Annotated in this window: 6 protein-coding genes; 2 read left to right on the forward strand and 4 right to left on the reverse strand. The window is 68.9% G+C overall.

Annotation, left to right across the window (positions count from 1 at the left end):
- Window positions 1-17: 17 nt before the first annotated feature.
- From DPV74_RS10480 to DPV74_RS10490, 3 genes are all read right to left on the reverse strand, one after another.
- Complete coding sequence (locus DPV74_RS10480; protein ID WP_119337108.1) at window positions 18-2,939, reverse strand: GLUG motif-containing protein; 2,922 nt, start codon at window positions 2,937-2,939, stop codon at window positions 18-20.
- Between the two features lie 65 nt (window positions 2,940-3,004).
- On the reverse strand, window positions 3,005-4,678 hold the full coding sequence (locus DPV74_RS10485; protein WP_374708961.1) for a ShlB/FhaC/HecB family hemolysin secretion/activation protein: 1,674 nt from the start codon (window positions 4,676-4,678) through the stop codon (window positions 3,005-3,007).
- A gap of 293 nt (window positions 4,679-4,971) precedes the next feature.
- Window positions 4,972-6,222: a YbfB/YjiJ family MFS transporter gene (locus DPV74_RS10490; RefSeq protein WP_119337109.1), complete on the reverse strand. Its 1,251-nt coding sequence runs from the start codon at window positions 6,220-6,222 to the stop codon at window positions 4,972-4,974.
- Window positions 6,223-6,346: 124 nt separating this feature from the next.
- Here DPV74_RS10490 and DPV74_RS10495 point away from each other — a divergent pair, with 124 nt between their 5' ends.
- Window positions 6,347-7,261 carry a LysR family transcriptional regulator gene (locus tag DPV74_RS10495; protein WP_119337110.1) on the forward strand — a complete coding sequence of 305 codons (915 nt, stop codon included), beginning with the start codon at window positions 6,347-6,349 and terminating at the stop codon, window positions 7,259-7,261.
- A gap of 122 nt (window positions 7,262-7,383) precedes the next feature.
- On the opposite strand, the gene alaS is transcribed toward DPV74_RS10495, so the two are convergent.
- Window positions 7,384-10,008: an alanine--tRNA ligase gene (gene alaS, locus DPV74_RS10500; protein ID WP_119337111.1), complete on the reverse strand. Its 2,625-nt coding sequence runs from the start codon at window positions 10,006-10,008 to the stop codon at window positions 7,384-7,386.
- A gap of 249 nt (window positions 10,009-10,257) precedes the next feature.
- Between alaS and DPV74_RS10505 the strand changes: the two genes are divergently transcribed.
- Window positions 10,258-11,478, forward strand: a complete 1,221-nt coding sequence (locus DPV74_RS10505; protein WP_027787756.1) for a CaiB/BaiF CoA-transferase family protein — start codon at window positions 10,258-10,260, stop codon at window positions 11,476-11,478.
- Window positions 11,479-11,537: the final 59 nt, after the last annotated feature.

Consider the following 11,537-nt stretch of genomic DNA (forward strand, 5'->3'; position numbering starts at 1 on the left):
CTCCCGGAATGCGGCGATCAGTTCCGGATGTCGCCGAAATCGAGGCCCGCGACCGGCACCGCCGCCGCGCTTCCGCTCACGCTGCTGCCGCGCACGGAGCCGATGTTGAGGCCGACCAGCCCGCCGTAGAACTGGTCGTAACCGGCCGTGTACGCAACACGGCTCCTCGAGCTCGAGTTCTCGACCGTACCGAAGTTTCCACCCGCCACGCCACCCAGCCGCGCATTACGCCCGCCGGACACCTTGCCTGACGACGACGACGACGCGATCCTGCCTGCGTTGTTGCCGACGAGACCGCCGACCCAACTGTAATCACCGCCCTTTGCCGAACCCGACGAGTCCGACGCATTGATCGATGCGCCAGCGGAGTTGATGCCGACCAGTCCGCCGACGTTGCCATCGGTTCCGGCAACGACGTCACCCGATGCGCTCGACGACGATACGCTGCCGTCATTGCGTCCGACCAGACCGCCCGCATCGCCGGCTCCGTCGACGGTCACGGCCCCGCTCGCGCTGGCGCTCGCCACCGTGCCGGCGTTCTTGCCGACGAGCCCGCCGGCGCTGCTGTTCGCACCGGCCGATACGTCGCCCGCCGCGGAGGACGCGGTAAGGGTGCCGCCGTTTCCGTTCTCGCCGACCAGACCGCCAGCCTTCGCGTTGTCGCCCACGGTCACGCTGCCCTTCGCGTCGGACGCTTCGATCGATGCGGCGTTGTAGCCGACGAGGCCGCCCGCCGTCGCGTAGCGGCCCGCCTTCACGGTCGCACTCGACGAAGAGGCCTTGATCCGTCCTGCCTTGTCCCCGCCTTCGTTGAAGCCGACGAGACCGCCGACACGCCCGCCGCTGCCCGGCGCGTTGACGCTGCCCGCAGCCGACGAGCCCGCGATGATGCCCCGGTTGACCCCGACCAGGCCGCCCGTGCCGCCCGCCGAGCGGCTGCTCACCTGAACGTCGACGCGGCTGTTCGCGATGGTCGCATCGCCGAGGTCGGGGTACAGGACCGTGCGGTTTTCGCCGACCAGGCCGCCAACCGCCAACGCATTCTTGTCGCCTTCGACCCGGCCCGACACGAACGCGCGATCGATCGAACCGCTCAGATTGCTGCCGACCAGGCCGCCGACATACGTCAGGCCTTCGCCGCTCACGAACACATCCTTCGCCTTCACGTTCGAGATCTTGCCCGCGTTGGCGCCTGCCAATGCGCCCACGCTGACGGGAGTGCGATTGGGCTGACCAAACGCTTGCGCCCTGACGTTCTCCAGCGTGAGGTTGGAGATCCGGCCAACGTTGCTCGCGAACAGCCCGACGAAGGCTGCGCCGGGATTCACGACCGACAGGTTGCCGATGGTATTGCCGAGGCCGTCGAACACGCCGCCGAATGCGTTGCTGTTGCCGCCGAGGCTGCGGAACTGCGCGCCGTTGCCGTTGATCGCATTGCCCAGCACGTAACGGCCGTTCAGGTTGCCGTCGACGTCGCGCAACCCCGTGAGGTCATGAATCACGCGATACGCTTCCCCGTTTGCCGAGAACGATGCATTGCGCCCCGACAGCGTGACCACCGCACCGTCGTTCGCCAGCGTATGCCCGCTGCCCGAATTCAGCTCGAGGTGCGCGTTTTCGCCCGTCAGCGCCAACGTGTTGCCGATACGGACGCGCTTCGCCGCATTCACCGCCACGCCCGCGTTCGCGCCGCTCGCCGTCAGCGACTGCTTCAGGTCGACGTTGCCCTTTTGCGACGTCAGCGTCAGCGCGTTGTCGCCCGTCCAGGTCACCGCGTCATTCACCGTCAGATCGCCCGACGTATTGGTCAACGCGACGTTCGTCGTGCCCAGGTTGCGCGACAGCGTCTCCCCGTCGATCGCGTTGGCTCCGGAGCCGACCCCTGCGTTGGCCGCCTCGATCGTCCACCGGCCCGTGCGGCCCGACGCCGCGCGCGTATCCACCTGCGCGTCGCGCGCCACCGTCACCCGCTCGCCACGCGTCGTCACCGCGCCGCCTGCCGTCGATGCGTCCTGCGCACTCGCGTCGAGCTTCCCGCCGACATGAACCTGGCCGCCGTCCAGCGTGATCTTCCCGTCGCGGCTGCTCAGGCCCTTCGCCTCGATCGCGCCGCTGTTCTTCACCACCGAACCCAGCAGACCGCCCGCCGCGCGCGCCGTCATCAGCACTTCACCGCCGTCCGCCTGCAGCAGCCCGCCGTTGTGCGCCTGCGCGTCCACCGCCCCGCCTTCCACCTGCAGGCTCAGCAGCCCCTGGCCGTCGAAGTTCACGTTGAACGCATTGCCCGCGCCCAGCGCCACGCGCCCCATCTGCGCGCGGATCACACCCGTGTTCGACACCCGCGCGCCCAACAGCGCCACGCTGCCGCCGTCCGCCGCCGTGATCGTCCCCGCGTTCTGCACCGACTGGCTCGACGTCCCCGCGAACCGGTAGCGCCCCGCCAGGAAATCCGCGTCCGACAGGTTCTGCGTCGACGCCACCAGACCGCCCACGTTCACCTGGGCACCCGCACCGAACATCACCCCGTTCGGGTTCACCAGGAACACCCGGCCGTTCGCGTCGAGCTGACCCAGGATCTGACTGCCGTTCGACCCGAGCACCCGGTTCAGCGCCATCGACTGGCTCCCTGGCTGCTTGAACGACACCCGCTCGCCGCTGCCCACGCTGAAGTCCTGCCAGTTCGTGATCAGCTTGTCCGTGTGCTGGTGGATCGACATCGTTTTGCCGTCCACCGACGTGTCGATGTTCGCCTTTCCCGACTCGATCACGCCGCCCGTCGGCAGCGCGTACGCGCCCGACGCCGCGAGACCCAGCAGCGACACGCCCGCCGCGAGCAGGCGCTTGCCGCCGCTCGACTTGCCACGACGGCGCGCCGTTTCCCCGACCGCGCACCAGCCTCCCTGCGCTTCATTCCATACCAACGAGTAGGCTTTATTCATTTTGGGATCCTCTTCAATTTACTCAAGAAAGACCGTCTTGCCAGACGGACTGTGATCACGCTCGCTCAGAAATACTGAGCGGCCTGAACCCATACGCTCGGCGCGCGGGTCGGCGAGTCGCCGCCCCTGCCGAGCGGCAATGCGGCAGTCAGCGACACCTGCCGGGTCGAGCCGTACCAGCTCGCGCCGAAGCCCACCGACTGCATGTGCTGCGTATTCCGTTCGCGCGTCCATGGATGCCGGTTGAGCTGCACGCCGCCCGCGTCGACGAACGTGCTGACCTGCCATCCGGGCGCGGCGAGATAACGCAGTTCCGCGCTTGCCTGCCAACCCTGATCGCCGCTGCCTTCGCCGAGCGCATACGCGCGCACGCCGTATGGTCCGCCGAGGCTGAATTTCTCCGACGAATCGAGATTGCGCGACGCAAGCTGGCCGCTGACCTGCGCGTACACCTGGAACCGGCTGCCCACGGCCTGAATGCGCTGCAGGTTCAGGTTCAGCTTCGTGAAACTGCCGATCGCGTTCGTCAACTCGTTCGCTCCGAGCGCATCGTTGCTGCGCAAGCGCCCGACGCCGAACATCACCGAGAAGCCGTTGCGACCGCCGCCCAGCCAGCCGTCCTGGCTGTTCCCGCTGAGCGCGACAGTCCACAGGCCGACGTTCTTGTCGTTGCGCAACGAAAAGACGCCGTATTCGTCATGCAGGTTCTTGTTCTCGTACTGAACCTGGGCCGTAAGGCCCGCGTTGCGTGCGCGCACGATCGGCTGCGCGACGTACACGGTCTGCACGCTCGCGCGCCCGCTCGCGTCGAGATCGGAAAAGCCGCCGGCGAGCCGGTAGCGCAGCGACGAATACCCCACCCCGAACCGCGTCGACGCCGGTCCGACCGGCACCTGATAGGCGGCGCGGTAATAGCGTTGCCGTTCATTGCTGACGAGCCCGCGCAGGCTCAGGCGATCGCCGAGCCGCAGCGGCGCATTGACGTCGACGCTGCCGCCGACGCGGTAACGCCCCGTCGACGGATCGCCGAAGTTGTCGAATTCGAGCGCCCCGGAAGCAGGCGACGCGCGCCCGGCCTCGACGACGAGATCGGTGGTGCCTGGCGCGTCGCCGGGACGCAACGTGCCGCGCGCGCCGACGCCCGCCAGATCGTCGAGCAGCAGCAGGCTGCGCTCGAGACTGGCGCCACGGACGACGTCGCCCGCGCGCAGTGCCGCGAGCGGCTGGCGCAGCACGGCGTCGAATACGCGGGAATGGTTCTGGATCTCGATGCGACCGTAGCGGCCTTCGACGACTTCGATGCGCACGACGCCGTCGTCGATCTCCTGCTTCGGCAGATAGGCTCGCGCGAGCACGTAGCCGCGCGCGCGATAGAAGGCGGAGATCCGCTCGGCCGCGCGCTGAAGATCGGCGAAGCCCAGCGCATCGCCGGCCAGATCGGCGACGAGCGCCTGCAGCGTTGCGCTGTCGAATACCGTATTGCCGCCGACCTCGAACCTGCGCACCCAAACACGTGCCCCGGTTTCGGCAGGCGCCTGCGCAGCGCTGCCGGACGGCACGATCTCAAGGTCGGGTGCGGCTTCCGCCGGCAGGTTCGGCCGGGACGTCTCGATGTCGCGCATCGCCGAGCCGGCGTTCGGCGCCTGCGCATACGCGTGGCCGAACAGGCTCGCGGCACCCGCTCCGCACAGCAGCGACAGGCACATCGCGCGGCCGACGCCGGCGGTCGCTCGCCGCATGCCGCGAGCGCCGATCACCCCGGCATACTCATCGGCAGCGCGAAGGCCCGCCGCCGGAAAACGGTCGATGTCGTCACGACAACGGACGACGATTCTGATTGGTTCTACCCACATGCGTCACGGCACCCTGAATCGAGTTGCCGGATACTCGCCGGCAATCAAATAATTCGGGGCATGCTACCGATCGATAGTCCGCGTGTATGTAGGGCACGTACGAAATTAGCGCGGCATTTTTCGTTCAATTAGAGACGTGTATCAGCGTTAGCGAGCTGAAACATCGCAATCCTATTCATTTATCCCGTGCGATGCCGGCGTGCGACGGCGATCGTCGCAAAGCCCGCGGCTCCGGCCAGCAGCACCGCGGCCGCGAGCCAGAGCACCGGCGTGAACGACGCGTACCGCGCAACCAGCGGTGCCGCGACGAGCGGCCCCAGGATCTGCCCGACCCCGTACGACGCGGTCGCATAACCCATCAGCCCGGCCGCGCGTTCTCCGTGGAGCCGCCGCGCCTCGCGCATCGCGAACAGCGTGATCGCGGTGAACGGCAGGCCGAGCAGCGCGCTGCCGACCGAGAAGCCGGCCGCGTTCGGCCACACGATCCCCGCCGCGATCCCGAGCGCCTGAGTCGCGCAGCCGGCGGCGAGCAGCAGCCGGTTGTCCCAGTGGCCGGGCAATCGCGAAGCGGCGATCGCGCCGACGATCAGCGCCGCGCCGAACATCGGCCAGAACAGGTCGGGCCACGGCGAGCCGGCCGGCAGCACGGCGCGCGCGATCACCGGCAGGAACGTCGCGGTGATGATGTAGCCGAAGCCCGGCATCCCGTACAGCACGACGAGCCACGCGGCGTCGACCCGATGGCGCCGCGCGTCGTCCGGTGCCGCGACCGTCGCCGCATGCCGGGCAGGCTCGGCCGTCGGCACGGCTGCCGACACCGGCGCACTGCCGAACGGGCGCCAGATCGCGATCGACAGCACGGCCGACAGCGCCGCGAAACCGAGCCAGCCGGGCGCCGCGCGCTGGCCGGCCAGCGCGCTGCCGATCAGCCCCGTCACCACGATGCCCACGCCGGGTCCCGCGTAGATCACCCCGCTCCACTCGGGCGCGTGCAGTTCGGCCAGCCGCCGCAGCCCCCATTGCGACACGAACACGAACGTCCAGGCGCTGACGACGCCCGCGACGAAGCGCACCACGAGCCACGCCGGCAACAGATGGCCGACGCCCATCGCGGCGGTCAGCAGCACGGTGGCGGCAAGCCCGACGCGCACCATCCGTGCGGGCGCGGCGCGCACCGCCGCGCAGCTGACCGCACCGACGAAATAGCCCGCGTAGTTCGCCGACGCGAGCCAACTGCCGGCCTTCAGACTGATCGAGCCGTCGGCGAGCATCAGCGGCAGCAGCGGCGTGAACGCGAAGCGGCCGACGCCGAGCGCGACCGCGAGCCCGATCATGCAGGCGAGCGCGGCCGCGCGGGCGCGGCGGTCGGCGTCGGCATCATCGGGCAGGTGTACGCCGGCGGCGGCGCTCGGGGCATCGGAACGGGACATGGCGGCATGGGCCGCGCGCGGAACGCGCCGGCCGGATCGGAAATCGGAACGTTTCCATCGTAGCTTGACCAAACGTTCTCGAAAAATGAATAATTGAGAATCCATTCATCGCTCGGAGAGAATCATGGATCTGGCGGCGCTGGCGATATTCCGGGCCGTGGTGCGCGAGAACGGCGTGACGCGCGCGGCGGCCAAGCTCAATCGCGTGCAGTCGAACGTCACGACGCGCATCAAGCAGCTCGAGGAGGAACTCGGCGCGGCGCTGTTCGTGCGCGACGGCCGCCGGCTCGTGCTGACGCCGGCCGGGCACACGCTGCTGCCGTATGCGGAGCGCCTGCTCGCGCTCGCCGACGAGGCGCGCGACGCGGTGCGCGAGGACACGCCGCGCGGGCGGCTGCGGCTCGGCACGATGGAGAGCACGGCCGCGAGCCGGCTGCCGACCGTGCTCGCGCGCTATCACCACGCGTGGCCCGACGTGTCGCTCGAACTGGTGACGGGCACGACGGGCTGGCTGATCGAGCGCGTGCGCGACTTCGAGATCGACGCCGCGCTGTTCGCGCGCCCGCCGGCACCCGACACGCTGCCCGACACATTCGAGACCGTGCCGGTCTTCCGCGAGAATCTGGTGCTGCTCACGCCGCGCGGCCATCCGCCGGTGCGCACGCCGCGCGACGTGATCCTGCCGACGCTGATCGCATTCGAGCGCGGCTGCACGTATCGCAAGTACGTCGAACAGTGGTACGCGGCGCACGGCGTCAAGCCGGCGCGCGTGCTCGAACTCGGCTCGTATCACGCGATCGTCGCGTGTGTCGCGGCAGGTGCCGGCGTCGCGGTCGCGCCGCGGTCGGTGCTCGACCTGCAGCCCGAGACCGGCAACATCGCCGCGCACGTGATCCCCGAGCTGGAGGGCATCGACACGCTGCTCGCGTGGCGGCAGGGTTATGCGTCGGCGGCGTTGGCCGCGTTGCGCGATGCGCTCACCGAAGCCGCACGGCAGCCGGATGGCGCGGCGAAGCCGCCGGTGGCCGTGCCGGTCTGAACCGCCGGCCCCCGCTTTTGCCGCGCACAAACAAACGGCCCGACCGGTATCAACCGGTCGGGCCGTTTTTCATGTCGAGCGACGCCGCCTTCAACGAGACGGCATCGCATCGGTCGTGGCGATCAGAGCCGCTCTTCGACCCAGCCCTTCACGCCGGCCAGCGCGCCGGGCAGGTTCGCCGGCTCGGTGCCGCCTGCCTGCGCCATGTCCGGGCGGCCACCGCCCTTGCCGCCGACCTGCTGCGCGACGAAGTTCACGAGCTCGCCGGCCTTGACCTTCTTGCTCGCATCCGGCGTGACGCCGGCGATCAGGCTGACCTTGCCGCCTTCGACGGCCGCCAGCACGATCGCCGCGCTCTTCAGCTTGTCCTTCAGCTTGTCGACCGTTTCGCGCAGCGTCTTCGCGTCCGCGCCGTCGAGCGTCGCGGCCAGCACGTACACGCCGCCGATTTCGACGGCCTGCTGCGCGAGCTCGTCGCCCTGGCTCGACGCGAGCTTCGACTTCAGCGCGCCCAGCTCCTTCTCGAGCGACTTCACCTGGTCCTGCACCTGCGCGATACGCTGCGTGAGTTCCGACGGCTGCGCCTTCAGCGCCGCTGCCGCTTCGTTCACACGCGCGTCGAGCTCCTGCACGTAGCGCAGCGCGTTGTCGCCGGTGATCGCCTCGACGCGGCGGATGCCGGCCGCGACGCCGCCTTCGACGACGATCTTGAAGAAGCCGATGTCGCCGCTGCGGCTCACGTGCGTGCCGCCGCACAGTTCGCGTGAGAAGCCGAGGTCGAGCACGCGCACTTCGTCGCCGTACTTCTCGCCGAACAGCGCCATCGCGCCGCCCTTCACCGCTTCGTCGTACGGCATCACGCGCACGATGCCCGGCGCGTTGGCCAGGATTTCGTTGTTGACGATCTGCTCGACGCGACGGATTTCGTCGTCGGTCATCGGTGCGTTGTGCGCGAAGTCGAAACGGGTCTTTTCCGCGTCGACCAGCGAACCCTTCTGCTGCACGTGCGCGCCGAGCACTTCGCGCAGCGCCTTGTGCATCAGGTGGGTGGCCGAGTGGTTGCGCTGCGTGCGTGCACGACGGTGCGCGTCGATCTCCGCGCGCAGCATGTCACCGACCTTCAGCGTGCCCTGCTCCAGCGTGCCGTGGTGGCCGATCACGTCGGCCTGCACCTTCAGCGTGTCAGCCACCGCGAAGCGCGTCGCGGCGTTCGCGAGCACGCCCTGGTCGCCGACCTGGCCGCCCGATTCCGCATAGAACGGCGTGTGGTCGAGCACGACGACCGCGTCCTGGCCGGTCTTCACTTCGTTGACCGACGAACCGTCGACGTACAGCGCGACGACCTTCGCGTCGTCGAACGCGATTTCCTCGTAACCGTGGAACGTGGTCTTCGCGCCCGTGTATTCGAGGCCCTGCGTGGCCTTGAACTTGCCGGCCGCGCGCGCCTGCTCGCGCTGGCGCGCCATCGCGTCGTCGAATGCCGGCTCGTCGACCGTCATCCCGCGCTCGCGGCACACGTCGGCCGTGAGGTCGAGCGGGAAGCCGTAGGTGTCGTGCAGCTTGAACGCGAGCTCGCCGTCGAGCACCTTGCCGCCCTTCGCCTCGACGTCGGCCAGCGCGGCCTCGAGGATCGACATGCCGTGCTCGATCGTCTCGAAGAAGCGCTCTTCTTCCTGGCGCAGCACGTCGGTCACGCGCTGCTCGGCTTCCTTCAGCTCCGGATACGCGACGCCCATCTCGGCGACGAGGTCGGCCACCAGCTTGTGGAAGAACGCGCCCTTGCGGCCGAGCTTGTAGCCGTGGCGGATCGCGCGGCGCACGATGCGGCGCAGCACGTAGCCGCGGCCTTCGTTGCCGGGGATCACGCCGTCGACGATCAGGAACGAGCATGCGCGGATGTGATCGGCGATCACCTTCAGCGAGTTGTTCGTGAGGTCGCTGATCTCGGTCACGCGCGCGGCGGCCTTGATCAGGTTCTGGAACAGGTCGATCTCGTAGTTGCTGTGCACGTGCTGCAGCACCGCGGCGAGACGCTCGAGGCCCATGCCGGTGTCGACCGACTGCTTCGGCAGGCGCGTCATGTTGCCCTGCGCGTCGCGGTTGAACTGCATGAACACGAGGTTCCAGATCTCGATGTAGCGGTCGCCGTCTTCTTCAGGCGACCCCGGCGGGCCACCCCACACGTCCGGGCCGTGGTCGTAGAAGATTTCGGTACACGGGCCGCACGGGCCGGTGTCGCCCATCGTCCAGAAGTTGTCCGACGCGTAGCGCGCGCCCTTGTTGTCGCCGATGCGGATGATGCGCTCGGTCGGCACGCCGACTTCCTTCGCCCAGATGTCGTAGGCTTCGTCGTCTTCCTGGTACACGGTGACCCACAGCTTGTCCTTCGGCAGCTGGTAGACCGTGGTCAGCAGTTCCCACGCGAACTTGATCGCGTCGTGCTTGAAGTAGTCGCCGAACGAGAAGTTGCCGAGCATCTCGAAGAACGTGTGGTGGCGCGCCGTGTAGCCGACGTTCTCGAGGTCGTTGTGCTTGCCGCCCGCGCGCACGCTGCGCTGCGCCGTCGTGGCGCGCGAGTACGGACGCGGGTCCGTGCCGAGGAACACGTCCTTGAACTGGACCATGCCCGAGTTCGTGAACATCAGCGTGGGGTCGTTACCGGGCACGAGGCTCGACGAGCGGACGATCGTGTGGCCCTTCGATTCGAAGAATTTGAGAAATTTCTCGCGGATTTCGGCAGCTTTCATGGCGTGCGGGGACAGTCTGGCAAAGACGGCTTCAAACGCCGGCGCCCTTGGACGGCGCGCGGCGGCATGGATTCGGAAACGGTCGATTATACGGGATCGGGGCCGGCTTCCGGGCAAAGCGCCGGCAAAGCGGCTCGGCCATCCGGACGGCCCGGCTGGGCCACCCGGATGGCCGATTCGCCTTAAGATGCTCGGCATGCCAATTCGCCTTGCCCGCCAAGGCCAGCCATGAAAGGAGACGATTCGACGATGGGTGCCCTGAGCCATATCCGCGTGCTGGACCTCACCCGCGTGCTCGCGGGCCCGTGGTGCGCGCAGACGCTTGCCGATTTCGGCGCGGACGTGATCAAGGTCGAGCGCCCGGGCGCCGGCGACGACACGCGCCACTGGGGGCCGCCGTACCTGAAGGACGCGGACGGCGCGGATACCGCCGAGGCCGCGTACTACCTGGCGGCGAACCGCAACAAGCGCTCGGTGACGGTCGACATCGCCACGCCCGAGGGCCAGCAGATCGTGCGCGAACTCGCCGCGCAAAGCGACGTCGTGCTCGAGAACTACAAGGTCGGCCAGTTGAAGAAATACGGGCTCGATTACGAATCGCTGCGCGCGGTGAAGCCCGACCTCGTCTACTGCTCGGTCACCGGCTTCGGCCAGACGGGCCCGTACGCGCATCGTGCCGGCTATGACTTCATCGTCCAGGGGATCGGCGGCTTCATGAGCATCACCGGCGAGCGCGACGGCGAGCCGGGCGGCGGCCCGCAGAAGGCCGGCGTCGCGATCGCCGACCTCGCGACCGGCCTCTACTCGACGATCGCGGTGCTCGCCGCCCTCACCCACCGCGACCGGACGGGCGAAGGCCAGTACATCGACATGGCGCTGCTCGACGTGCAGGTCGCGCTGCTCGCGAACATGAACACCAACTTCCTCGCGAGCGGCAAGCCGCCGGTGCGCTGGGGCAACGCGCATCCGAACATCGTGCCGTACCAGACGTTCCAGACGAGCGACGGGTGGATCATCGTCGCGGTCGGCAACGACGGGCAGTTCCGCAAGTTCGTCGAGGCGGGCGGCCGGCCCGAGCTGGCCGACGACGAGCGCTTCGCGACGAATCCGTCGCGCGTGCGCCACCGCGACACGCTGGTGCCGATCCTCGCGGACATGGTGAAGGCGCGCGGCAAGGCCGACTGGATCGACGCGCTCGAAGCGGCCGGCGTGCCGTGCGGGCCGATCAACGATCTCGACGAGGTGTTCGACAACGAGCAGGTCGTCGCGCGCGGGATGCAGGTGTCGCTGCCGCATCCGAGCGGCGCGGACGCGAAGCTCGTGCGCAACCCGATCCGGATGAGCGTGACGCCGCCCGACGCGCGTACCGCCCCGCCGCTGCTCGGCGCACAGACCGACGACGTGCTGCGCGACATGCTCGGCTACGACGACGCGAAGATCGCCCGGCTGCGCGCTAAACAGGCGATCTGAGAGGCGATCCGGGCACGGCGCCCGGCGCGGGTGCCGGCGGGTAGGCGGCGGCGGCCGCC

Origin of the sequence: Burkholderia sp. HAN2018 (genome assembly GCF_024704855.1) — a bacterium.
Taxonomy (GTDB): Bacteria; Pseudomonadota; Gammaproteobacteria; order Burkholderiales; family Burkholderiaceae; genus Burkholderia; species Burkholderia cepacia.

Coding starts and splice junctions, on each gene's coding strand:
- DPV74_RS10480 (WP_119337108.1), bottom strand. CDS start 2,939: ATGAATAAAGCCTACTCGTTGGTATGGAATGAAGCGCAGGGAGGCTGG.
- DPV74_RS10485 (WP_374708961.1), bottom strand. CDS start 4,678: ATGCGGCGAGCGACCGCCGGCGTCGGCCGCGCGATGTGCCTGTCGCTG.
- DPV74_RS10490 (WP_119337109.1), bottom strand. CDS start 6,222: ATGTCCCGTTCCGATGCCCCGAGCGCCGCCGCCGGCGTACACCTGCCC.
- DPV74_RS10495 (WP_119337110.1), top strand. CDS start 6,347: ATGGATCTGGCGGCGCTGGCGATATTCCGGGCCGTGGTGCGCGAGAAC.
- alaS (WP_119337111.1), bottom strand. CDS start 10,008: ATGAAAGCTGCCGAAATCCGCGAGAAATTTCTCAAATTCTTCGAATCG.
- DPV74_RS10505 (WP_027787756.1), top strand. CDS start 10,258: ATGGGTGCCCTGAGCCATATCCGCGTGCTGGACCTCACCCGCGTGCTC.